10 protein-coding genes and 1 pseudogene are annotated in these 24,839 nt (G+C 75.6%); 4 read left to right on the forward strand and 7 right to left on the reverse strand.

Going from position 1 to position 24,839, the window contains the following annotated elements:
* The first annotated feature begins 210 nt into the window (after positions 1 to 210).
* Both melC1 and melC2 read left to right on the forward strand, forming a co-directional pair.
* Positions 211 to 639, forward strand: coding sequence for an apotyrosinase chaperone MelC1 (melC1, locus tag ACZ7IF_RS35990; protein WP_470980634.1), 429 nt, complete (start codon positions 211 to 213; stop codon positions 637 to 639).
* Entirely contained in the window at positions 636 to 1,460 is an 825-nt protein-coding gene (gene melC2 / locus ACZ7IF_RS35995; RefSeq protein ID WP_470980637.1) for a tyrosinase MelC2, read from the forward strand. The genes melC1 and melC2 overlap by 4 nt, the downstream gene beginning before the upstream one ends.
* Positions 1,461 to 1,539: 79 nt before the next feature.
* Here melC2 and ACZ7IF_RS36000 read toward each other — a convergent pair whose 3' ends face one another.
* Positions 1,540 to 2,784, reverse strand: coding sequence for a helix-turn-helix domain-containing protein (locus tag ACZ7IF_RS36000; RefSeq protein ID WP_470980640.1), 1,245 nt, complete (start codon positions 2,782 to 2,784; stop codon positions 1,540 to 1,542).
* Positions 2,785 to 3,040: 256 nt separating this feature from the next.
* Here ACZ7IF_RS36000 and ACZ7IF_RS36005 point away from each other — a divergent pair, with 256 nt between their 5' ends.
* Positions 3,041 to 3,943 (forward strand): aminoglycoside phosphotransferase family protein, encoded by a 903-nt coding sequence (locus ACZ7IF_RS36005; RefSeq protein WP_470980643.1) that lies wholly within the window; start codon positions 3,041 to 3,043, stop codon positions 3,941 to 3,943.
* A 73-nt stretch (positions 3,944 to 4,016) separates the two neighbouring features.
* Here ACZ7IF_RS36005 and ACZ7IF_RS36010 read toward each other — a convergent pair whose 3' ends face one another.
* Complete coding sequence (locus ACZ7IF_RS36010) at positions 4,017 to 5,516, reverse strand: MFS transporter (RefSeq protein WP_470980646.1); 1,500 nt, start codon at positions 5,514 to 5,516, stop codon at positions 4,017 to 4,019.
* Positions 5,517 to 5,657: 141 nt separating this feature from the next.
* Between ACZ7IF_RS36010 and ACZ7IF_RS36015 the strand changes: the two genes are divergently transcribed.
* Positions 5,658 to 6,440, forward strand: a complete 783-nt coding sequence (locus tag ACZ7IF_RS36015; protein WP_470980648.1) for an aminotransferase class IV — start codon at positions 5,658 to 5,660, stop codon at positions 6,438 to 6,440.
* Here ACZ7IF_RS36015 and ACZ7IF_RS36020 read toward each other — a convergent pair.
* From ACZ7IF_RS36020 to ACZ7IF_RS36040, 5 genes and pseudogenes are all read right to left on the reverse strand, one after another.
* Positions 6,389 to 6,718, reverse strand: coding sequence for a chorismate mutase (locus ACZ7IF_RS36020; RefSeq protein ID WP_470980651.1), 330 nt, complete (start codon positions 6,716 to 6,718; stop codon positions 6,389 to 6,391). The two genes, ACZ7IF_RS36015 and ACZ7IF_RS36020, sit on opposite strands and share 52 nt — an antisense overlap.
* A gap of 11 nt (positions 6,719 to 6,729) precedes the next feature.
* A complete protein-coding gene (locus ACZ7IF_RS36025; RefSeq protein ID WP_470980654.1) occupies positions 6,730 to 8,154 on the reverse strand; it encodes a DHA2 family efflux MFS transporter permease subunit in 1,425 nt (474 codons plus the stop codon).
* A gap of 50 nt (positions 8,155 to 8,204) precedes the next feature.
* A pseudogene (locus ACZ7IF_RS36030) lies at positions 8,205 to 19,154 on the reverse strand (SDR family NAD(P)-dependent oxidoreductase); the annotation flags it as partial.
* 1 nt (position 19,155) lies between these two features.
* A complete protein-coding gene (locus ACZ7IF_RS36035) occupies positions 19,156 to 23,958 on the reverse strand; it encodes a type I polyketide synthase (RefSeq protein ID WP_470980657.1) in 4,803 nt (1,600 codons plus the stop codon).
* Positions 23,955 to 24,839: acyl carrier protein (locus ACZ7IF_RS36040; RefSeq protein ID WP_470980660.1), on the reverse strand; the 885-nt coding region annotated here is incomplete at its 5' end. The genes ACZ7IF_RS36040 and ACZ7IF_RS36035, both read right to left, overlap by 4 nt.

Consider the following 24,839-nt stretch of genomic DNA (forward strand, 5'->3'; position numbering starts at 1 on the left):
CCACCCCCCCCCCCCCCCCCCCCCCCCCCCCCCCCCCCCCCCCCCCACCCCCCCCTCCTCCACCCCCCCCCCCCCCCCCCCCCCCCCCCCCCCTGGCCCCCCCCCCCCCCCCCCGGCCCCGGGCTGTCGTCGTGGGCCCGCCGAAGCCGGGGATCTTGATGTAGGGGGCACTGATCGGCGGGTTTCGGCCTTCTGGTACTTCTTCAGGCCATGAAGAAGATCACTCGCCGACAGGCTCTGGGGATCGGTGCCGGGGCGTCCATCGCCCTGGGGCTGAGCGCCTGCTCGTCCTCGTCGACCCCGGCCCCGGCGGCCGGGGCGTCAGGTGCCTCCGGGGCCCCGGGGGCCTCCGGGGCGCCCCTGTCCATACCCACCGGCGGCATCGACGAGGTGTACGAGGGGCGCCGCATCCAGATCACGCTGGGTGCCGCGGGGCACCACGGCGTGCCGGTCCCCAACATCAAGATCGACGGCAAAGAGCTGCACCTGATGGGGAACGCGGACGGCAGCTGGGTCACCGTCGTCAACCACTACGAGAGCTTCCCGGACCCGGTCGCGGCCGCCCGCGCCGCCATCCGTGACCTCCAGGGCGCCGAACTCGCCCCCTTCGTCCTCCCGAAGGAGGCTCCGCAGCTGTGACCGTACGCAAGAGCGTGTCCGTGCTGACGCCCGACGAGAAGCGGGCCTTCGTCAACGCGGTGCTGGAGCTGAAGCGGACCGGCGTCTACGACCGGTACGTCAACGCCCACAACTACTACCTGATGAGCGACTCGGACTTCGGGCCCCGGATCGGGCACCGCACGCCGTCCTTCCTGCCCTGGCACCGGCGGTTCCTGCTGGACTTCGAGGCGGCGCTCCAGCGGGTGGACCGCAACGTGGCGCTGCCGTACTGGGACTGGACCGTCGACCGGGCGCCCAACTCCTCCCTGTGGGCCTCCGACTTCATGGGCGGCAGCAGGCGGGGCCGGGACGGGCAGGTGCTCGACGGGCCGTTCGCCTACACGAGCGGCCGTTGGCCGGTGACGGTGGGCGTGGACCGCCGCGACTACCTGCGGCGCGTCCTGGGGTCGGGGGTGCCGCAGCTGCCGACCAGGGCCGAGGTGGACGCGGTGCTCGCCATGCCGGTGTACGACACCGCGCCCTGGAACAGCTCGTCGAGCGGGTTCCGCAACCACCTGGAGGGCTGGCGCGGGGCCAACCTGCACAACCGGGTCCACGTGTGGGTGGGCGGGCACATGGCCACCGCGGCCTCCCCCAACGACCCGGTGTTCTGGCTGCACCACGCCTTCATCGACAAGCTGTGGGCGGACTGGCAGGCCCGCAACCCCAAGGCCGGCTACCTGCCCGCGTCCCGGACGCAGAACGTGATCGACCTGCGGGGCGTGCTGCCTCCGTGGAACAACGTGACTCCGGCCGACATGCTGGACCACCGCCGGTTCTACACCTTCGACAAGCCGTGACCGGCCGGCCGGTGATCCGGCCGGTGGTGCGGCTCGTCTGAGGGGACCGGGGGGCGGGGGCCAACGCGCCGACGGGCCGTCAGGCGGGGCCGGGGTCCTCGGAGCCGGCGTTCTCCAGGGTCTCGGCCAGCAGCCGCCACACCTCGGCGGCCAGGTCGTGGCTGGAGGCCCGGCGGGCCTCCTCGCCCAGCCTCTTGAGCAGGGCGAGGCCCTCCTTCGGGCGGCCCTCCGAGATCAGGAGCAGGCCGTCGAGGGTCTCCAGCCGGATCCGGTCCCGGAAGGTCAGGACGAGCCGCCCGCGGTCCAGCAGGTCGTGGGCCGCGCGGGCGTCCCCGTACCGGCCCTCCTCGAACGCGAGGTGTGCCCGCAGCACCAGCAGTTCCTGCTGCTGTACGGGCGTGCCGACGAGGGAGAGCGCCGCCCCGGCCTGCGCCAGGCACTCGCCGGCCCGCTCGGTGAGGGCGGGCCGGGACCGGAGGTACAGGGAGGCCGCGGCCAGGCGCAGCCGCGCCCACAGCACGGGGTCGACGCGGCTGTCCAGGGCCTCCAGCGCCTGGCGGAGGTACGCATGGGCGGCCTCGTCGTCGCCCTGGCGGGAGCTGACGGTGGCCGCCGACCAGAGCGCCTCGGCCCGCAGCGCGTCGGAGCGGCCGGCCACGAGCGCGACCAGGTCCTCGGCGTGCGCGCGGGCCTCGGGCAGGTGGCCGGCCTCGGCCTCGGCGGAGACCAGCGCCAGCAGGGCGGTCCCGGTGTCGGGCACGCCGAGCCCGGCCTCCCGCGCCATCCGATGGGCGCTGACGGCCAGTTCGAGGGCGCGGGCGACCTCGCCGGCGGCGCGCAGGCAGCGGGCGAGCTGGGTCCTGGAGCGGCATTGCAGTTCCGGGAGGCCGAGGGCGTCCGCGATCGCGGCCAGTTCCTCCAGGCTCGACAGCTCCTCGGCGCGGCCGCCCCGGCGGTGCCGGTGGCGGGCGATCAGCCACAGCGCCTGCCAGCGCAGCAGCGGTGCCTCGTCCGGGCAGGCGACGAGGGCGGCGGTGAGCTCTTCGACGGCCTCGTCGTCGTCACCGTCGTCGCACGAGGTGGCGATGGTCAGGCTCCGCGCCAGCGGGCTGCCGGCGGCCGGCGGGGCCTGGAAGGCCCGGCGGTCCACCCCGAGTTGCCGGGCGAGGTGGGCGATGACCCGCTCGGTGGGCTGCCGCGCGCCGGACTCCAGGCGCGACAGGTAGCCCGTGGAGATCTCCCCGCCGGCCAGGGCGGTCTGGGAGAGGCCCCGTTGCAGCCTCAGGGCCTTCAGGCGCGACCCGAAGGACGGCTCGTATGTCATAGGGATGGGTCCCGCAATCGGTTCTCGGAATCGTTCCGGTGGGAACTCGGCCGTCGGCGCGCCCCGGCGCTGTGCGGAAGCCTATCCGGCGGTGCCGACGGCTGGCAAATACCTGACAATTTTCCTTGCCATGAATCTTCCGAGAAGCATGCCCAAGAAGCACGTGGTGGTGCACTGATCCGATGTTGCCAAAATTGGCAACTGCTGTGCCAAACCATGTTGACCGGGCCGGTGTGCCGTGCCAGGCTTCCGGTCCATGTCCCGGATGAAGATGCACCCCGACGAAATCGACATGGACGAGACGCTCGTCGCCCGGCTGGTGGCCGCCCAGTTCCCGCGGTGGGCGCACCTGCCGGTCCAGCGGGTCCGCTCCGCCGGCACGGACAACGCCATGTTCCGGCTGGGCGACGACATGGCCGTACGGCTGCCCCGGGTCCCCGGTTCGGCGCACCAGGTCGACCGGGAGCAGCGGTGGCTGCCGCTGCTGGCGCCCCGGCTGCCGCTGGCCGTGCCGGTTCCGCTGGGCAGGGGCGTACCGGGTGAGGGCTTCGGGTACGGGTGGTCGGTGTACCGCTGGCTGGAGGGGGAGGACCTCTTCGACGAGCCCGTCGGCGACCTGCACGGGGCCGCCGTGGACCTGGGCCGCTTCGTGGCGGCGCTGCGGCGGGTGGACACGGCCGGCGCGCCCGCGTCGTTCCGGGGCGGGCCGGCGGGGTCGGCCGATGCGGAGGTCCGGGCCGCGATCAGGGGCCTGGGCGCGGACGGCACGGTGGACGCGGACGCGGCGACCGCCGCGTGGGAGGCGACCCTGCGCCTTCCGCAGTGGCGGGGCGAGCCCGTCTGGCTGCACGGGGACCTGCTGCCGGGCAATCTGCTGGGCAGGGGCGGGCGACTCAGCGCCGTCATCGACTTCGGGGGCGTGGGGGTGGGAGACCCGGCCTGCGACATGATGGCGGCCTGGACCCTGCTGTCCGCCGGGAGCCGCGGCGCGTTCCGCGAGGAGGCGGCGGTGGACGACGCGACGTGGGCCCGGGGGCGGGGCTGGGCGCTGCGCTTCGGGCTCACCGCCGAGCACGAATACCGGGTCACCAATCCGGTGCTGGCCGCGGTCGGCCACCGGGCCGCGGCCGAGGCCCTGGCCGACCACCACGGCCGCTGAGCCGCGCGGTGCGCGAAGGGCCCGCGCCCCCCGGCGGGGGACGCGGGCCTCTTCACAGGTGCGGCGGGGCAGGTCAGGCGGCGGCGGGCTCGGACGCGGCGGGCTCGGCGGGCTCGGCCTGCTTGCGGTCCCGCATGACCAGGACGGCCAGGACCGCGGCGGCCAGGATGGCGGCGGCGCTGATGGTGAAGGTCGTCGACATCGAGGTGACGAAGGCCTCGCGGGCCGTGCGCACCATGCCCTCGTCCCCGCCGGCGACGGCCAGGGCTCCGGCGATGGAGTGCTTGGCCTGCTCGGGCAGTCCGGCCGGCATCTCGGCGGCGAACCCGGAGGCGAGGAGCGAGCCGAGGATCGCGATGCCGAGGGCGCTGCCGGCCTGCCCGATGGTGTCGTTGAGTGCCGAGCCGACGCCCGCCTTCTCCTCGGGGATGGTGGCCATCAGGGCGCCGACGGCGGCCGGCATGGCCGCGCCCGCGCCGAGGCCGAGCAGGCCCAGGGCGACCGCCGGGACGGTGAAGCCGGAGTCGGGGGAGGCGGTGGTCAGCAGGGCGAAGGAGGCGGCCATCACGATCATGCCGCTCACGATCAGGGGGCGGTTGCCCACCTTGGAGGCGAGGCCGGCGCCCGCTCCGTTGCCGATGAGGGCGGCCACGGCGAGCGGGACGAAGGCGAGGCCCGCCTTGAGGGGCGAGTAGCCGAGGACGAACTGCAGGTACTGGGTCAGGACCAGCAGCAGGCCGCCGTTGCCGATCTGGACGAGGGTCAGGGAGAGCGAACCGCCGCTGAAGTTGCGGTTCTTGAACAGCACCAGCGGGACCATCGGGGAGGCGGTGACGTTCTCCCAGATCACGAAGCCGGCGAGGCAGGCCACGGCGACGGCCAGGGTGAGCGAGGAGCGGCCCTCGAAGGCGCCGTGCTTGGGGATCTCGATGATCCACCAGACCAGGGCGGTCATGCCGACGGCGGAGAGGACGGCGCCCAGCGGGTCGGGCTTCTGCCAGGGGCCCTTGGACTCGGGCATCAGGGTGAGGGCGGCGATCACGGCGAGGACGACGACCGGGACGTTGATGAAGAAGATCGACTGCCAGGAGAAGTGGTCGATCAGGACGCCGCCGAGGACCGGGCTGCCCACCAGGCCGAGCATGGAGACCGAGCCCCAGGCCGCCATGGCCTTGGGCCGCTCGTCCTCCTCGAAGACGGTGATGAGGATGGAGAGGGTGGACGGCATGATGAGCGCGCCGCCGACGCCCATCGCGACGCGTACGGCGATCACCTCGCCCGGGTTGGAGCAGTAGGTCGCGGCCAGTGACGCCGCACCGAAGAGGACCAGCCCGACCAGCATGACCAGGCGCCGGCCGAAGCGGTCACTGAGGCTGCCGGAGGTGAGCAGGAGCCCGGCGAAGACCAGGATGTAGGAGTCGAGGATCCACTGGGTGTCCTGCGCGCTCGCGCCGAGGTCCGTGGTCAGGGACGGCACCGCGACGGTCAGGGCCATGGAGTCGACCACCAGGACCAGTGAGCTCAGGCACAGCACGATCAGGATCCACCAGCGGCGGGGGTTCCTGGTTTCCATGGGTCGATCCCTTTCGTCTTCGTCGGTGTGTCCCGTTGATGAGGCCCACTCGGCGCGTACACCGTTCCAGTGCTGCGCACACTGTACGCACAGTGGGTACGGTGTACGCAAGAGGGCGTGCGGCGCTCTATGCTCCACGTCATGAGAACGGGGTCGGCGGGTGCCGGTGAAGGCGGGGAGCGGGTCCTCCTGTACGGGCCGGAAGGGCTCGTCGAGGGCGAGGCGGCCGGGGAGTTGGCGGCGGCCGACTCCTGGCTGGTCGAGGAGGGGCGGGTACGGGAACTGTCCGCGCACTGGCGGCGGTTCGGCGTGGCCGTGGCCGGGGCGGGCGGGCCCGGACTGGAGGGGTTCGCGGAGGCCGTCGCCCGGGCGCTGCCCCGGCGGGGGTGCTGGTTCCCCCGGGTGGAGCTGGTGGGCGGCCGGTTGCAGCTGCGGGTGCGGGTGGCGCCCGCGCGGACGGACGCGGTACGGCTGTGGGCCGGGGGCGACGATCCGCGGCACATGCCCCGGCGCAAGGGGCCGGACCTGCGGGCGCTGGGGATGCTGCGGGCGCAGGCCGTCGCGGCGGGCGCCGATGACGCGCTGCTCGTCGGCGACGACGGCGTCGTACGGGAGACGGCCACGGCGAACCTGGTGTGGTGGGACGGGGACGTGCTGTGCGTGGTCGATCCCGGGCTGCCGGTCCTGGCGGGGGTGACCGCGGCGTGGGTGGTGCGGCGCGCCGGCGGACTGGGGATCCCGGTGCGGCGGAGCCGGGTGCGGGTGGCGGACCTGAGCGGGCGCGAGGTGTGGGTCACCAACGCGCTGCACGGGCTGCGGCCGGTCACCGGGTGGGTGGGGGCCGACGTGGCCGTCGGCCCCTCACCGCGGGTTCAGGAGTGGCGGGCCGCCTGGGCGGCGGCCGCCGAGCCTCTGCCGCGGTAGCGGCACAGGTTCAGCAGGAGGAGGGCCAGCTCCACACCGGGGCGGCCGAGGCTGTTGCTGTACCGGGCGATGACCTGGGTTTCCCGGGACAGGCGGGTGCCGGGGCCGCCGGCGGCGGTCCGGTCGCGCTGGATCTCGTTGACGAGGGAGGCGCGGTGGGCGACCAGGGCGATGATCTGGTCGTCGAGGGCGTCGACCTGGTGGAGCAGGACCTCCTCGCCCAGCTGGGTGAGGAGGGCCCTCGTCTCCGTGGGGGCGGGCTCTGTCGTGACGGGCATGCGGATTCCCCTCAGCGGGTGGGTTCGGGGGCGGCCGGACGGCGCCCGGCCCGGGCGAGCAGGACGGCGGACAGCGCGGCCACGGCGGCGAGGGCCAGGGACCATCCGAAGGTGACGGCGAAGGCGGAGGCCTTCTCGTGCGGGCGGCCGTCCGCACCGTCGAGGCCGCTCTGCAGGACGGTGACGAGCACCGCCGTCGCGAGCGAACCGCCGAGCCGTTGCAGGATGCTCAGCTGCGGTGAGGCGTCGCTGATCTTCTGCGGGTCGAGGCTGCGGAACGCGGTGGTCATGGCTGGCATGACGGACAGGCCGGCGCCGAAGCCCGAGACGGTCATGGCCGTCCCGATCAGCGCGTAGGACGTGTCGGTGCCGACGGACACGAACGGCACCGCCGCCGCCAGGCTGAGGCCGGCGCCGACGAGGGCGGTCCGGCCGGTGCCGAGGCGTTCGGCGGCCCGGCCCGAGAGCCAGGTGGCCGCCGCCGCGCCGATGCTCGACGGCACCAGCAGCATGCCGGTGGTGACCGGGTCCTCGTGCCGGACGTCCTGGAAGTACAGCGGCATCAGCACCATGCCCGCGTACATGCCCATGGAGAGGAAGAACGTGGTGAGGGACGCGGCGCGGTAGACCCGGTCGCGGTAGAGGCGGATGTCGAAGAGCGGGTGGGCGGTGTTGAGGGTGCGGATCGTGAAGAGGACGAGGAGGGCGGCACCGGTGGCGATGGCGAGCAGGGGCACCGTGAGGGATCCGGTGCCGGTGCTGCCCAGGCCGTAGGTGAGGACGGCCATGCCGGTGGAGACCGCGGCCAGGCCCGGGACGTCCAGCGGCGCGGCCGCCTCGGGGCGGTCGGCCGGCAGGAGGCACACGGCGCACAGGACGGCGGCGGCGCCCACGGGCAGGTTGACCAGGAAGATCCACCTCCAGTCGGCGTAGTGCAGCAGCAGTCCGCCGATGAAGGGGCCGAAGACCGGGGCCAGCACGATGGGTACGCCCACCGTCGCCATGACCCGGGACATGTTCCCCGGCCCGGCCGTGCGGGCCAGGATCATCTGCCCGACGGGCATGATCAGCCCGCCGCCGAGGCCCTGGACCGCGCGGAAGGCGATGAGCTGTCCGGCGTCCTGGGCGGCCGCGCAGAGCGCGGAGCCCAGGGTGAACAGGACGACCGCGGCCACGTAGGTGCGGCGGGCACCGAAGCGGCGGGCCGCCCAGCCGGAGACCGGGATGACCGCGGCGACGGCCAGGAGGTAGGCGGTGACCACCCACTGGACGGTGTTCAGCGGCGCCCGGAAGTCCGTACCGAGCGCGTCGAGCGCGACGTTGACGATCGTCGAGTCCAGGAACGACATCGTCGCTCCCACGATCACGACGGTGGCGGCCTTCCAGACGTCGCGGCCGAGGCCGGTGCGGGGTGCCGGTGCGGTGCGGGTCGTCATGCCACGGTCTCCGTCAGCCAGTGGTCGACGGCGGCGGCCGCGTCCTGCGCGTCGTCCTCCATCATCGTGAAGTGGTCGCCCGGCACGTCCACCGCCGTGTGGGGCAGCGGCCAGGACGCCTGGTGGCCCCCGCCGTCGACCAGGGAGCGGCCCGCTCTGACGAGCAGCGTCGGGACGGCGGTGGCGGCGGGCCGCCAGTCCGGGAAGAGCCGGAAGTAGCCGCCCATGGCCGTGAGCCTGAGGTCGGTCATCCAGCCGAAGGCGTCCTCCCGTTCGAACATGGCGTCCGTCATCCGGGAGCGGAACGCGGGCTGGGCGGCGTCGCCGGGCAGGAACGTGTCGAGCAGCACCAGCCCGGCGGGTGCGGCGCCCCCGCGTTCGAGGTGGGCGGTGACCTCCTGGGCGAGCCAGCCGCCCGAGGAGTACCCGGCCAGTGCGAAGGGTGCGCCGTCGGCGAGGCGCAGCACCTCGGCGGCCACGTGCGCGACGAGGGCGCCGGCGGTGGCGGGCAGCGGCTCGCCCTCGCCGTAGCCGGGGAGCGGGAGGACGTGGACGTCCCGGTGCTCGCGGAAGGGCGCGGCGAAGCGGGCGAACTGGTGGGGGCTGGAGAGCGCGGTGACCGAGGGCAGGCAGATCAGCGCCGGACCGCCGGACCCGCCGGTGCCGCCGGACAGGGTGACCGGTGCCGGGGCCTCGTCCGTGCCGTCCGCGGTGAAGGACGGGCGCAGCAGGGAGGCCGCGACGAGCAGGTCGGTGGCCTCCTTGACCTTGCCGTCCGCGCAGGCCTGCCGGTAGAGCGCGGCGATGGGCTGCGCCGGGGCGGGCTGCCGAACGGCTTCCCGCGTCTGCGGGGTGCCGGCCGCCGCGAGTTCGCCGCGCATGTGGTCGGCGAGGTCGGCGGGGGTCGGGTGGTCGAAGACGGCCGTGGCGGACAGCCTCAGGCCGGTTGCGGTGTTGAGGCTGCCGCGCAGGCGCACCGAGGTCAGCGAGTCGAAGCCCAACTCCAGGAACTTCCGGTCCGGTTCGATCCGGTCGGCGGAGCTGTGGCCGAGGACGGTGGCCGTGTGTGCCCGTACGAGGGCCAGCAGGTCCTCCGGGTCGAGGACGGGTACGGCGGACGGGGCGCCCGCCGTCCGCCGGAGCGGGGCCGGCACCAGGCCGTGCAGCAGGGGCGGGAGCGCCTCGTGCCGGGCGCGGCCGCGCAGGGCGGGCAGGTCCAGGCGGATCGGCACCGCCAGGGCCCGGTCGAGGGTGGGGGCCGTGTCCAGGAGCGCGAGGGCCTCCTCGGTGGCGAGGGGGGCGATGCCGCCGCGGTTGATGCGGTCGACGTCGCCGGCGTCGAGGGCGCCGGTCATGCCGCTGCGTTCGGCCCACAGGCCCCAGGCGAGGGAGATGCCGGGCAGGCCCAGGGAGCGCCGGTACTGCGCGAGGGCGTCCAGGTAGGCGTTGGCGGCGGCGTAGTTGCCCTGGCCGGGGGCACCGAGCAGACCCGAGGCGGAGGAGAAGAGGACGAACGCCGACAGGTCCAGGCCGGCGGTGAGTTCGTGGAGGTTCCAGGCCGCGTCCGCCTTCGGGCGCAGCACCGCGTCGAAACGCCCGGGCGTGAGGGACTCGATCACCCCGTCGTCGAGGACCCCCGCGGTGTGGATCACGGCGGTGAGGGGGTGCGCGGCCGGGATCGCGGCCAGCAGGGCGGCCAGGGCCTCACGGTCGGCCGCGTCGCAGGCGGCGGCCGTCGCGACGGCCCCCAGCCCGGCCAGTTCCGCCACCAGGTCCGCGGCCCCGCCGGAACGGCTCGCCAGGAGCAGGTGGCGGACACCGTGTTCCGTCACCAGGTGTCGGGCCACGGCCCGGCCCAGGGTTCCGGTGCCGCCGGTGATCAGGACCGTGCCGCCCTCGGCGAAGGACAGGCCGCCGGAGGCGGGGTCGCCGGAGGCCCGGGACAGGCGCGGAACCCGCACCACTCCCTGGCGCACCGCCGCCTGCGGCTCCGCGCAGGTCAGGTACGGCGCCGCGGCCACGGCCCCGTCCAGGTCCAGGAGGTGGAAACGGCCCGGGTGTTCCGACTGCGCCGAGCGCACCAGACCCCACACCGCCGCACCCGCCAGGTCACCGGCGCCATCACCCACGGCCCCACGGGTCACGAACACCACACGCTCCTCCCCCGCACCCGCGAGGGAGTCCTGGAGCACCTCCAGGGCCTGGCCCACGGCCGCGCGCACGCCGGCGGAGGTGTCCACCTCGCACACCGTGCCCGCGGGCAGGGGCCCGCCCGCCGGGGCCGCGACCCAGTCCAGCGCGAACAGGGAGTCCCGGTGCGCGAGGTGTTCGGTGGCCACCGGGCGCAGGGCCAGGGAGTCGACGGTCGCCACCGGCGAGCCGGCCGTGTCGGTGACGGTGAGGGAGACCGCGTCCCCGCCCGCGGGGCTCAGCCGGACGCGCAGGTCGCGCGCGCCGGCCGTGTGCAGGCGGACGCCGTTCCAGGAGAAGGGGAGGCGGACGCCGGGGCCGTCGAGGAAGGAGCCGAGGCCCACGGCGTGCAGGGCGGCGTCGAGGAGGGCCGGGTGGAGGCCGAAGCGGCTCGCCTCCTCCTGCTGGTCGCGGTCGAGGCCGACCTCGGCGTACACCTCGTCGCCGAGCCGCCAGGCCGCGCGCAGACCCTGGAACGCGGGCCCGTAGCCGAGTCCGGAGTCGGTGAGCCCGTCGTAGAAGCCGGTCAGGTCCAGGGGTTCGGCTCCGGCCGGGGGCCAGTCGCCGCCGCTGGCGGCGGGGACCGGGGAGGCGGCGGGGGTGGCGGACAGGATGCCGGTGGCGTGGCGGGTCCAGGGTTCGCCGTCTTCCCGGGCGGAGCGGGCGTACGTGGTGACCGTGCGCCGGCCGTCCGGGTCGGCCGGGCCCACGGCGAGCTGGACCTGGACGCCGCCCCGCCCGGGCAGCACCAGCGGGGCCTCCAGGGTCAGTTCCTCCAGGTGGCCGTGGCCGGTCTGGTGGCCCGCGTGCAGGGCCAGTTCCACGAAGGCGGTGCCGGGCAGCAGGACCGTGCCGGCCACCGCGTGGTCGGCCAGCCAGGGCTGCGCGGTCACCGACAGGCGGCCGGTGAAGAGGTGGTCGTCGGAGGCGGCGACCGTCACCATCGCGCCGAGCAGGGGGTGCCCGGCCTCGTCCAGGCCGGCGGAGGCCATGTCGCCCGCGGCATCGGCGCCTTCGAGCCAGAACCGCTCGCGCTGGAAGGCGTACGTGGGCAGGTCGACCCGCCGGGCGCCGGGGAAGACGGTGTCCCAGTCGACCGGCACTCCGTGGACGTGCGCCTCGGCGAGGGCTGCCGTGAAGCGGGCGGGGCCGCCGTCGCCGCGGCGCAGGGAGCCCAGCGCGGTGTCGGGCAGGCCGTGGACGAGGACGGGGTGCGGGCTGACCTCGATGAACACGCCGTAGCCCTCGTGGACGAGGGTTTCGGTGACGTCGGCGAGCAGGACGCTCTGGCGGAGGTTGCGGTACCAGTACCGCTCGTCCAGTTCGGTGCCGTCCAGCCAGGCGGCGTCGACCGTGGACAGGAACGGGATCTCGGCCGGGCGGGGGGTGATCCCGGCGAGGGCGTCCAGGACGTCCGTACGGATCTCCTCCACGTGGGCGGAGTGGGAGGCGTAGTCCACGGGGATCCGGCGGGCGCCCTCGACGCCGGCGAGCACCGCGTCGAGCGCCTCGGGATCGCCGGAGACCACCACGGAACGGGGGCCGTTGACGGCGGCGAGCGACAGCCGCTCGCCCAGGTGTGCGGCGGCCTCCTCGCGGGACAGCGGCAGGGAGACCATGCCGCCGCGGCCGGAGAGGGCCAGGAGGGCCTTGCTGCGCAGGGCGACGACGCGGGCCGCGTCGTCGAGGGTGAGCGCTCCGGCGACGCAGGCGGCGGCGATCTCGCCCTGGGAGTGGCCGACCACGGCGGCCGGTTCGACTCCGTGGGAGCGCCAGAGCGCGGCGAGGGAGACCATCACCGCCCACAGGGCGGGCTGGACCACGTCGACCCGGGCCAGGGCGGCCTCGTCGGCGAGGGCTTCGCGCAGCGACCAGTCCACGTAGGGCGCGAGGGCCCGTTCGCAGGCGGCCAGCCGGTCGGCGAACACCGGTGAGGAGCCGAGCAGTTCGTGGGCCATGCCCGCCCACTGGGAGCCCTGGCCGGGGAAGACGAACACGGCCTTCGCGGCGGTGCGCGACGATCCTCTCAGCAGGCGCGGGGAGGGCTCGCCGGCGGCCAGGGCCGCCAGCCCCTCGGCGAAGGCGGCGGGGTCGTCGGCCACCACGGCGGCCCGGTGCTCCAGGGCGGCGCGGGAGGACGCGAGGGAGCCGCCGATGTCGGCGAGGGGGTGGTGGGGGCCGTCCCCGGGGGAGCGCGGCGCGGTCAGGCCCTCCAGGGCGGCGAGGAGGTTGCGGGCCTGGTCGCGCAGGGCTTCGTCGGTCTTGGCGGACAGCACCCACGGCAGTGCCGTGCCCGGTGCGGGGGCCGGCCGGGGGGCGGGCCCGGGGGCGGCGGCCTCGTCGAGGGGGGCCTGTTCCACGATGACGTGGGCGTTGGTGCCGCTGACCCCGAACGAGGACACGCCGGAGCGGCGGGCCCGTCCGGTCTCGGGCCACGGCACGGGCTCGGTCAGCAGGCGTACGCCGCCGGCCGTCCAGTCGACGTGCGGGGTGGGCTCGTCGACGTGGAGGGTGCGGGGCAGGAGGCCGTGGCGCATCGCCTCGACCATCTTGATGACGCCGCCGACGCCGGAGGCGGCCTGGGTGTGGCCGATGTTGGACTTGAGGGAGCCCAGCCACAGCGGCTGGTCCGCGGGCCGGTCCTGCCCGTACGTGGCGAGCACGGCCTGCGCTTCGATCGGGTCGCCGAGCTTGGTGCCGGTGCCGTGGGCCTCGACGGCGTCGACGTCCCGGACGCTCAGGCCGGCGTTGCCGAGGGCCTGGCGGATGACGCGCTGCTGGGAGGGGCCGTTGGGGGCGGTGAGCCCGTTGGAGGCGCCGTCCTGGTTGACGGCGGAGCCCCGGATGACGGCCAGGACGCGGTGGCCGTTGCGGCGGGCGTCGGAGAGCCGCTCCAGCAGGAGCATGCCCGCGCCCTCGCCCCAGCCGGTGCCGTCGGCGGCCGCGGCGAAGGACTTGCAGCGGCCGTCGAAGGACAGGCCGCGCTGCCGGGAGAACTCCACGAACGTGTTGGGGGTGGCCATCACGGTCGCGCCGCCGGCCAGGGCCATCGTGCACTCGCCGGACCGCAGGGCCTGGGCGGCGAGGTGCAGGGCGACGAGGGAGGACGAGCAGGCGGTGTCGACGGTGACGGCCGGGCCCTCCAGGCCGAGGACGTAGGAGATGCGGCCGGACAGGACGCTGCCGGCGTTGCCGGTGCTGAGGTAGCCGTCGATGCCCTCGGGGACCTCGCCCAGGCGGGAGGCGTAGTCGTGGTACATGACGCCGGCGAACACGCCGGTGGCGGTGCCGCGCACGGACGTCGGGTCGATGCCGGCCCGTTCGAAGGCCTCCCAGGCGGTTTCCAGGAGGAGCCGCTGCTGGGGGTCCATGGCGAGGGCCTCGCGGGGCGAGATCCCGAAGAAGCCGGCGTCGAACTCGGCGGCGTCGTAGAGGAAGCCGCCTTCGCTGACGTACGAGCGGCCGGCCGCGTCGGGGTCGGCGTCGAAGAGGCCGTCCAGGTCCCAGCCGCGGTCGGTGGGGAACGCCGCGATGCCGTCGCCGCCCGCGGCCACCAGCTGCCACAGGTCCTCCGGCGAGCGCACTCCGCCGGGGTAGCGGCAGCTCATGCCGACGATCGCGACGGGGTCCTCGGTGTCGGTGCCGGGGGCGACGGCGGCCGGTGCGGTGGCGTCGGCGGCCGGTGCCCCGCCCAGTCCGGCACTCAGGTGCTCCACGAGGGCGGCCGGGGTGGGGTAGTCGAAGATGAGGGTAGCCGAGAGCCGCAGGCCCGTCTCGGTGGTGAGCCGGTTGCGGAGTTCGACCGCGGTGAGGGAGTCGAAGCCGAGCTCGGTGAACGCCTGGCCGAGGTCGACCGCCTGCGCGCTCGCGTGGCCCAGTACGGCGCTGACGTGCGTACGGACCAGCTCGGCGAGCTGCCGTCCGGTCCACTGGGTCCGCGGGGTGGACGGGCCGGACGCGGCCGCCCTGCGGGCCGGTCCGCGGACGAGGCCGCGCAGCAGTGCGGGGGGCGTGGCGTTCCGCGCCGCGCCCGTCGGCGGGTTGAGGTCCAGGCGGGCGGGGACGAGCAGGGGCTCGTCGAGGCCGCCCGCGAGGTCGAAGAGTTCCAGACCGTCGGCGGCGGACAGTGCGCCGACGCCGGAGCCGGTGATGCGCCGGCTGTCGTTGCCGGCCAGTCGCCCGCCCATGCCGCCGCCCTCCGCCCACAGGCCCCAGGCCAGGGACACGGCGCTGAGGCCCTGGGCGGTGCGGTGCTGGGCGAGGGCGTCGAGGAAGGCGTTCGCGGCGGCGTAGCCGGCCTGGCCGGGGGCGCCGAAGACGCCGGCGGCCGAGGAGAACAGCACGAACGCCGCCAGGTCGGCCTCCCGCGTCAGCTCGTGCAGGTGCCAGGCCGCGTCGAGCTTGGGGCGCAGTACGGTGTCCAGCCGGTCGGGTGCCAGCGAGCCGATCACGCCGTCGTCGAGGACGCCGGCCGCGTGCACGACAGCCGTCAGCGGCCGTTCGGCGGTGATCCGGGCGAGCAGCCGCGCCAGGTCGGCGCGGTCGCCGACGTCGCAGGCCTCGATCCGCACGTGGGCGCCGGCCGCGGTGAGTCCGGCGGCGAGTTCGCCGGCGCCCTCGGCGGCCGGGCCGCGCCGGCCGGCCAGCACGAGGTGGCGTGCGCCGTGTTCGGCCACCAGGTGGCGGGCCAGCAGGGCGCCGAGGCCGCCGGTGCCACCGGTGATCAGGACCGTGCCGTCGGGGTCCCAGGCCCGCGGCTCGGCGGGGGCGGGGACACGGCCCAGCCTGGGGGCGTACAACGTGCCGTCGCGGAGCGCGAGTTGCGGCTCGTCGAGGGTCAGGAGGGCGCTCAGTGCGGCGGAGGCGTCCGGGGTGTCGTCCGGGCCGGTGACGTCGATCAGGCGGAAGCTGCCCGGGTTCTCGGCCTGCGCCGACCGGACGAGGCCCCACAGCGGCGCCTGGCCGAGGTCGCGGACCGTCTCTCCCTGCCGGACGGCCAGGGCGCCGCGGGTCACCAGGACCAGCTGCGAGGAGGCGCACCGGGGGTCGGCGAGCCATGCCTGGAGGAGTTCCAGGACGCGGTGCGCACCGGTGTGGGCTGCGGGGACGAGGTCGCCGTCGGTGCGGGGGCAGCGGACGAACACGGCGTCGGGGACGGTGTCCAGCGCGGCCAGGTCGGCGGCCGAGGCGATCCAGCGCGCCGGTGCACCGGCCGGCTGCCCGGAGGCGGCGGGCAGGGGCAGGGCGGTCCAGTCGACGCGGAAGAGGGAGTCGCGGTGCCGGTGCGTGCGCTGTGCCGCGGCCGGGCGCAGGGCGAGCGCCTCGACGGTGGCCACCGGGGCACCCGTCTGGTCGGCGGCGTCCAGGGACACGCTGTCGGGGCCGGCCGGTGACAGCCGTACGCGCAGCGCCGGGGCGCCGGACGCGTGGAGGGCCACGCCGCGCCAGGAGAACGGGAGGCTCGCGGCGCCGTCGGTGACGAAGTCGCCGAGCCCGACGGCGTGCAGGGCGGCGTCCAGCAGGGCGGGGTGCAGGCCGAAGCGGGCGGCTTCGGCTTCCGCCGGCAGCCGTACCTCGGCGAACACTTCGTCGCCGCGGCGCCAGGCCGCCCGCAGCCCCTGGAAGGCGGGCCCGTAGCCGAAGCCGACCTCGACGAGGTGGTCGTAGAGCCCCTCGACGGACACCGGCTCGGCGCCTGCGGGGGGCCATTCGCTCAGGTCGGGGCCGGCGGGCGGGGCGGCGGCCGGGGAGGGGCCGGCCGTCAGGGTGCCGGTGGCGTGCCGGGTCCACGGCTCGTCGGTGTGGCGGGAGTGGAAGGTCAGGGAGCGGCGGCCGTCCGCGTCAGCGGGTCCGACGCCGACCTGGAGCTGGACCGCGCCCTGTTCGGGGAGGACCAGCGGCGCCTCGATGGTGAGTTCTTCGAGGCGGGCGCAGCCGACCTGGTCGCCGGCGCGGACGGCCAGCTCCACGAAGGCGGTGCCGGGGACGAACACGGTGCCCAGGACGGCGTGGTCGGCGAGCCAGGGGTGGGTCCGCAGGGAGAGACGGCCGGTGAACAGCACCTGGTCCGCCTCGGCGAGGGTCACCATGGCGCCGAGCAGGGGGTGGTCGGCCGGTCCCAGGCCGGCGGCGGCCACGTCGCCGGGCGCGGTCGTCGCGGGCCAGTAGCGCTGCCGCTGGAAGGGGTACGTGGGCAGGTCGACGCGGCGGCCGGAGAGCAGGGGCTGCCAGTCGACGGGCAGGCCGCGGGTCCAGGCTTCGGCGAGGGCGCCGAGGAAGGCCTCGGGTTCGGGGCGGTCCTTGCGCAGGACGGGGGTGAGGAGTCCGGAGAAGGTGTCGGGAAGGGACTCCCCCGCCATGGCGGCCAGGACCCCCTGCGGGCCCAGCTCCAGGAAGTGGGTGACGCCCTCTCCGGCGAGGTGGGCGACGCCGTCACCGAAGCGGACGGCGGCCCGGACGTGCTCGACCCAGTAGTCGGCCGTGAACGCGGTGATCTGCCCGCCGGTGACGTTGGAGACGACCGGAATGGACGGCGTCGCGTAGGCCAGGGTCCCGGCGACCTCGCGGAACGCCTCCAGCATCGGCTCCATCAGCGGCGAGTGGAAGGCGTGCGAGACCGTCAGCCGCTTGGTCTTGCGGCCCTGTTCCGCCAGCTTCGCGGCCACGTCGAGAACGGCGTCCTCGGCGCCCGAGATCACCACGGACTCCGGCCCGTTGACCGCCGCGACGCCCACATCGGCCGACAGCAGCGGGCGGACCTCGTCCTCGGTGGCACGGACCGAGACCATCGCCCCGCCCTCGGGCAGGGCTCCCATCAGCGCACCACGGGCCGCCACCAGCCGGGCCGCGTCGGCGAGCGAGAGGACACCGGCGACGTGCGCGGCCGCGATCTCACCGATCGAGTGACCCGCCACGAAGTCCGGGCGCAGACCGAAGGACTCCGCCAGCCGGTACAGGGCCACCTCGACCGCGAAGAGGGCCGGCTGGGTGTTCTCGGTGCGGTGGATCTCCTCGCCGCCGCCGAAGACGAGGTCCTTGAGGGGGAGGTCGAAGTGGGCGCACACCTCGTCGAAGGCCGCCGCGAACACCGGCTGGGCCTCGTACAGCTCACGGCCCATGCCCGGACGCTGCGCACCCTGACCCGAGAACAGGAACGCGAACTTCCCGCCGGAGGCAACGCCCTCGACGAGTTCCTCCCGGTCGGTGCCCGGCACCACGCCCCGGTGGGCGAAGGGCGTCGGCAGGGACAGGGAGTGGGCCAGGTCGGCGGGGTCCAGCTCCGGGTGGTCCTGTGCGTACGAGCGGAGCTGGGCGGCCCGCGCGCGCAGCGCCTCGGGGGTGTGGGCCGACAGCAGCCACGGCGCGGCGGCGGTGCGCGGCGCCCGCGGCTCGTGCGTCCGGTCCTGGGGCCGGGCGTCCTCGGGGGCGGCCTGCTCGACGATCAGGTGGGCGTTGGTGCCGCTGACGCCGAAGGCCGACACGCCGGCGCGGCGCGGTTCGCCCGTCTCGGGCCAGGGCGTGGGTTCGGTCAGCAGGCGTACGCCGCCCGCCGACCAGTCCGCGTGCGGCGTCGGCTCGTCCACGTGCAGGGTCTTGGGCAGGGTGCCGTGCTGGATGGCGAGGACCATCTTCATCACGCCGGCGACGCCCGCCGCGGCCTGGGTGTGGCCCAGGTTCGACTTGACCGAGCCCAGCCACAGCGGCCGGTCGGCGGTGCGCTTGCGGCCGTACGTGGCGAGCAGGGCGTGCGCCTCGATGGGGTCGCCGAGCCTGGTGCCGGTGCCGTGGGCCTCGACCGCGTCGACCATGTCCGGGGACAGCCGGGCGTTGGCCAGGGCCTGGCGGATGACGCGCTGCTGGGCGGTGCCGTTGGGGGCGGTGAGCCCGTTGGAGGCGCCGTCCTGGTTGACCGCCGAGCCCCGCAGGACCGCGAGGACGGGGCGGCCGCCCCGCCGGGCGTCGGAGAGCCGTTCGAGGACGAGCAGGCCCGCGCCCTCGCCCCAGCCGGTGCCGTCCGCGGCGGCGGCGAAGGGCTTGCAGCGGCCGTCGGCGGCGAGCCCGCGCTGCCGGCTGAACTCGACGAAGACCCGGGGGGTGGCCATCACCGTGGCGCCGCCGGCGAGGGCCAGGGCGCATTCGCCGCGGCGCAGCGCCTCGGCGGCCAGGTGCAGCGACACCAGGGAGGACGAGCAGGCCGTGTCGACGGTGACCGCGGGGCCTTCGAGACCGAGTGCGTAGGACAGCCGGCCGGAGAGCACGCTCGCCGCGTTGCCGGTGCCGATGTAGCCTTCGAGGCCCTCTTCCGGGGTCGAGCCGAACAGGGTGCCGTAGTCCTGGCCGTTGGTGCCGACGAAGACGCCGGCCCGGCTGCCGCGCAGGGCGGCCGGGTCGAGGCCGGAACGCTCCAGGGCCTCCCAGGCGACCTCCAGCAGCAGTCGCTGCTGGGGGTCCATGGCGCGGGCCTCGCGCGGGCTGATGCCGAAGAAGGCGGGGTCGAAGTCGGCGGCGCCGGCGAGGAAGCCGCCCTCACGGACGTAGCTGGTGCCGGCCCGGTCGGGGTCCGGGTCGTAGAGCGCGGCGAGGTCCCAGCCCCGGTCGTCGGGGAAGGGGGCGAGCGCGTCGGTGCCGTCGGCGAGGAGGGTCCACAGCTGTTCGGCGGAGTGCACGCCGCCGGGGAAGCGGCAGCCCATGCCGACGATCGCGATCGGCTCGTGGCTGAGGTCCTCGGCGTCCTTCAGACGCCGGTTCGCTTCGTCCAGGTCGGCCGTGACCCGCTTGAGGTATTCCAGGAGCTTGGTCTCGTTCACCATGTCAGCGGGTCCCGTATTTCTGGTCGATGTAGGCGAAAAGGTCGTCCGCCGTGTCCAAGGTCGGTCGGGTGTCGGCACCCGTTTCTTCGTCCGGGCCGGAGCCGGGTCCGGATCCCGCGCCGGCGCGGGCCAGCAGGCTCTGGAGGCGGGTCGCGACCTCCGCCCGTACGTCGGCGTCGAGGACCGCGAGGGCGTCCTCGATCCGGTCGAGGTCGGCGAGGACGCGGGCGGCGGCGGTGCCGCCGAGTTCGGCGTCGAGGTGCTCGGCGAGGGCCTGGGGGCTGGGGTGGTCGAAGACCACGGTCGTGGCGAGGTTCAGCCCGGTGCGGACGCCGAGGACGTTGCGCAGGTCGACGGCGGTGAGGGAGTCGAAGCCGAGTTCCCGGAAGGGCTGGGTGGGGGTGACCGCCTCGGGGCCGCCGTGTCCGAGGACGGCCGCCGCCTGGGTGCGTACGAGGTCCAGCAGGGCGGCGGCGCGTTCGGCGTCCGGGAGCAGGGTGATGCGTTCGCGCCAGTCGGGTTCCCCGGTGGTGCGGGGGCGGGCTTCCTCGATCCCGGTGAGCAGCGGGCTGGGCCGGACCGTGGTGAAGCCGGGTGCGAACAGGGCCCAGTCGATGTCGGCCACCGCCAGGCAGGCGTCGCCGTGGTCCAGGGCCTGCTGGAGTCCCTCGATGGCGTGCCGGGGGCGCATCGGGCGGATGCCGTGGCGGCGCAGGCGCTCGCCGACGGCCGCCTCGTCCTCGGCCATGCCGCCTTCGGCCCAGGCGCCCCAGGCCACGGCGGTGGCGGGCAGCCCGTCGGCGCGGCGCTGGTCGGCGAAGGAGTCCAGGAAGGCGTTGGCGGCCGCGTAGTTGGCCTGTCCGGCGCCGCCGACCGCGCCGGCGAAGGAGGAGAAGAGGACGAACGCCGACAGGTCCAGGCCGGCGGTGAGTTCGTGCAGGTTGCGGGCCGCGTCGGCCTTGGGGCGCAGGACCGCCGCGAACCGTTCGGGGGTGAGGGACTCGATGACGCCGTCGTCGAGGATGCCGGCGGTGTGCACCACCGCGGTCAGGGGGAGTTCGGCGGGGATCGCGTCGAGCACGGCCGCGAGCGCGTCCCGGTCGGCCGCGTCGCACGCCTCGATGGTCACGCGGGTGCCCGTCGCGGTGAGTTCGGCGGCGAGTTCGCGTGCGCCGGGTGCCCGCTCGCCCCGGCGGCTGGTGAGGACCAGGTGTTCGGCGCCCGACGCGGCGAGCCAGCGGGCGATGTGGCCGCCGAGGGCGCCGGTGCCGCCGGTGACCAGGACGGTGCCGGAGGGGCGCCAGGGCGTGACGGCGGCCGAGGCCCTGCGTACGCGGACCAGCCGGCGGGCGAGGATGCCGGTGGGGCGGATCGCCAGCTGGTCCTCGGCGCCGGTCCCGGCGGGGGCGCCGGCCAGCAGGAGGGTGGCGAGCCGGTCGAGCGCGGGGGCGTCGAGCTCGCCGGGGAGGTCGACGAGCCCTCCCCAGCGGGTGGGGGTTTCCAGGGCCGCGGCCCGGCCCAGGCCCCAGACCTGTGCCTGGCCGGGGTCGGCGGGCCGGTCGCCGGGGCCGGTGGAGACCGCGCCGCGGGTGGCGCACCACAGCGGTGCGGTGATTCCGGCGTCTCCGAGGGCCTGGTGCAGCCGGAGGGCCGCGTCCAGGCCGGGGTCGCCGGGCGCGGCGGGCAGGAGCAGGACGCCCGCGCAGCCGTCGGCGGCGGCCAGGGCCGTGAGCAGGCGGACGGTCAGGGTCTCGCGGTCGTGGTCCGTGCCGGGGGTCAGGTCCAGGCGGGCGGGGGTGGCGCCCCGGGCGGCGAGCGCCCCGGTGACCAGGTCGAGCTCCTGCGGGAGCGGGCCGGCCACGAGCCAGGTCCCCTCGGGGACGGTGGCGGCGGGGGTGGCGAGCGGCTGCCACTCGATGCGGTACTGGAGGCCGGCGGCGGGGTCCTGGGCGGTGGCGGCGGGCCCGCCGGGGGTCTCGCCGGGGCGGGCCCAAAAGCGGGTGCGCCGGAACGCCGTGGTCGGCAGGGGCACCCGGCGTACGGGGTGCCCGGCGAAGACCCCGGTCCAGTCCGGGGCGGTGCCGTGCACGAACAGCTCGCCCAGGGCGGCGGTGACGGTCTCCTGCTCGGGCCGGTCGCGGCGCAGGGCCGGTACGAGGACGGGGTCCGGGCCGTTCACGCAGGCCTGTCCGGCGGCGGCCAGCACGCCGGAGGGGCCGAGCTCGACGAAGCGGCGTACGCCCTGGGCCTCCAGGTGGCGCATGCCGTCGTGGAACCGGACGGCCGCGCGCACGTGCCGGACCCAGTACTCGGGCCCGGCGAGCTCGGCCGGGTCGGCGGTGCGTCCGGTGACGTTCGAGACGATCGGGACGGACGGCTGGTGGAAGGTGAGCGTCCGCGCGATGCGGCCGAATTCGGCGAGCATCGGCTCCATCAGCGACGAGTGGAAGGCGTGGCTGACGTTGAGCCGCTTCGTGCGGTGGCCCGCGGTCTCCAGGAGGCGGGCGGTCCGCGAGACCGCGTCCTCGGGGCCGGAGACGACCACCGCGCGGGGGCCGTTCACCGCGGCGATGTCGACGCCGGCCGTCAGCAGGGCGCGCACCTCGTCCTCGGCCGCCTGGACGGAGACCATCGCCCCGCCCTCGGGCAGCGCCTCCATCAGCCGGCCGCGGGCGGCGACCAGCGTGGCGGCGTCGGGGAGGGTGAGCACGCCGGCCACGTGGGCGGCGGCCAGCTCGCCGACCGAGTGGCCGAGGAGGAAGTCGGGGCGTACGCCCCAGGACTCGAAGAGGCGGTACAGCGCCACCTCCAGGGCGAACAGCCCGGCCTGGGTGTAGCGGGTCCGGTCGAGGAGTTCCGCCTCGCCGCTCACCACCTGCCGCAGCGGGCGGTCCAGGTGTGGGTCCAGCGCGGCGCAGGCCGCGTCGAAGGCCCGTGCGAAGACGGGGAACGCCGCGTACAGCTCGTCCCCCATGCCGGCGCGCTGGGCGCCCTGGCCGGTGAACAGGAAGGCCAGCCCGCCGGGGGTGGCGCTGCCGTGCCGGACGCCGGGGTCCGGGGTGCCGTCGGCGAGCGCCGCCAGCCCCTTCAGGAGGGCGTCGCGGCCGTCGGCGACGACGGCGGCGCGGCGGTCGAGGGTGGCCCGGGTGGTGGCGAGGGAGTGCGCCACGTCGCGGGGGGACAGGTGCGGGCCGGCCTCCAGGTGGGCGTGGAGGCGGGCGGCCTGTTCGCGCAGCGCCTCGTCCTCTCGGGCGGAGAGCACCGCGAGGACGGGGGGCTCGGCGGCGGGGGCCGCGGAGCCGGCGGGGGCCGCTCCGGTCGCGGGGGTCCGGTCGTGGTGCGCGGACGGCTCGGCGTCGGGCGTGTGCTCTTCCAGGAGGACGTGGGCGTTGGTGCCGCTGATGCCGAACGAGGAGACGCCGGCGCGGCGCGGCTGCCCGTCGGGCGCCGGCCAGTCGAGGTTCTCGGTCAGCAGCCGCACGGAGCCGGCCGACCAGTCGACCTGGGGCGTGGGCTCGTCCACGTGCAGGGTGCGCGGCAGGACGCCGTTGCGGATCGCCTGGACCATCTTGATGACGCCCGCCACACCGGCGGCGGCCTGCGTGTGACCGATGTTGGACTTGACCGACCCGAGCCGCAGCGGCCGGTCGGCCGGGCGGTTCTGCCCGTACGTGGCCAGCAGGGCCTGCGCCTCGATGGGGTCGCCGAGGGTGGTGCCGGTGCCGTGCGCCTCGACCGCGTCGACCTGTTCGGGCGTCAGACGGGCGTTGGCGAGGGCCAGTTCGATGACGCGCTGCTGGGCGGGGCCGTTGGGGGCGGTGAGGCCGTTGGAGGCCCCGTCCTGGTTGACGGCGGAGCCGCGGATCACCGCGAGGACGGGGTGGCCGTTGCGGCGGGCGTCGGAAAGCCGCTCCAGCAGCAGCATGCCCGCGCCCTCGCCCCAGCCGGTGCCGTCCGCGGCCGCCGCGAAGGCCTTGCAGCGGCCGTCGCGGGCCAGGCCGCCCTGGCGGCTGAACTCCGCGAACAGGGTCGGTGTCGACATGACGGTGGCCCCGCCGGTGAGGGCCAGCTCGCATTCGCCGCGCCGCAGCGCCTGTGCGGCGAGGTGCAGGGCGACGAGGGAGGCGGAGCAGGCGGTGTCGACGGTGACGGCGGGACCCTGGAGCCCGTAGACGTAGGAGAGGCGGCCGGAGAGCACGCTGGCGGCGTTGCCGGTCATGATGTGCCCGGCCAGGTCGTCGGCGGAGTGGACGGCCACGGGGGTGTAGTCCTGCCCGTTGGTGCCGACGAAGACGCCGGTCCGGCTGCCGCGCAGGGTGTCCGGGGCGATCCCGGCGCGCTCGAAGGCCTCCCAGGAGGTCTCCAGCAGCAGCCGCTGCTGGGGGTCCATGGCGAGGGCCTCGCGCGGCGAGATCCCGAAGAAGGCGGCGTCGAACTCGCCCGCGCCCTCGAGGAATCCGGCCTGGCGGGCGTGGGAGGCACCGGCCTGCTCCGGGTCGTCGGAGAGCAGGCCCGCCAGGTCCCAGCCGCGGTCGGTGGGGAAGCCGGACAGGGCGTCGCCGCCCGAGACGAGCAGCCGCCACAGGTCTTCGGGGTTCTGGACCCCGCCGGGGAACCGGCAGCTCATGGCCACGACGGCGATCGGCTCGCCGTCCCGGTTCTCGCTCTCGCGCAGGCGTTCCCGGGTCTGCTCCAGCTCGGCCGAGACGCGCTTGAGGAAGTGGCGGAGTCTTTCTTCATTGGACACGTGAGGGTTCTCCCTGGCGGAGGGGCGGGCGGCGGCGGGGCGGGTGGCGTCGCTCATGAGATGCCGAACTTCTCGCCGAGCAGGCCGAACAGTTCGTCGTCGGTCGCCGCTTCGTACTGGTCGGCGCCGGCGGCGCGGTCCGGGTGGCCGGAGGCTTCCCGGCCTTGCGCCAGCAGGGCCTCGAGCCGTTGCATGATCTTGGTGTGGTCGCCGGTGCCGGGCTCGACCCGGGTCAGTGCGCGTTCGAACCGGGCGAACTCCTCCAGCACGGACGGGCCGTCCGCGCCGGCTTTCCCGCACAGCTCGGAGCGCAGGTGGCCGGCGAGCGCGGCCGGGTTGGGGTGGTCGAAGACCACGGTGGCGGGCAGGGCCAGGCCGGTGGCCGTGCTCAGCCGGTTGCGCAGCTCGACGGCCGTCAGGGAGTCGAACCCCGACTCGCGGAAGGCCCGTCCGGGGGCGACCTCGTGTGGGGTGCCGTGTCCGAGGACGGCGGCCACGTGGGTTCGGACCAGGTCGAGCAGGACCCGTTCCTGCGCCTCGGCGGGCAGGCCGGGGAGGGTGTCCCGCAGGGAGGTGCCGGTGGCCCGGCCGTCCTCCAGGGCCGCGAATACGGTACGAGCCTCGGGTACGCCCGTCAGGAGCGGGCTGGGGCGGCCGGTGACGAAGGCCGCCGCGAAGCGCTCCCAGTCGACGCCGGCGACCACGAGGGTGGTCTCGTCGCGGTCCAGTGCCTGCTGGAGTGCGGCGATGGCCAGGTCGGGGGTCATCGGCAGGAGGCCGCCGCGGCGCATGCGGGCGGTAACGGCGTCGGATCCGGTGGCGAGGCCGCTGTCCCCCCAGGCTCCCCAGGCGATGGAGGTGGCGGGCAGTCCGTCGGCGCGCCGCTGTTCGGCCAGCGCGTCCAGGCAGGCGTTGGCCGCCGCGTAGTTGCCCTGACC

The organism is Streptomyces sp. NPDC037421, from assembly GCF_055602105.1.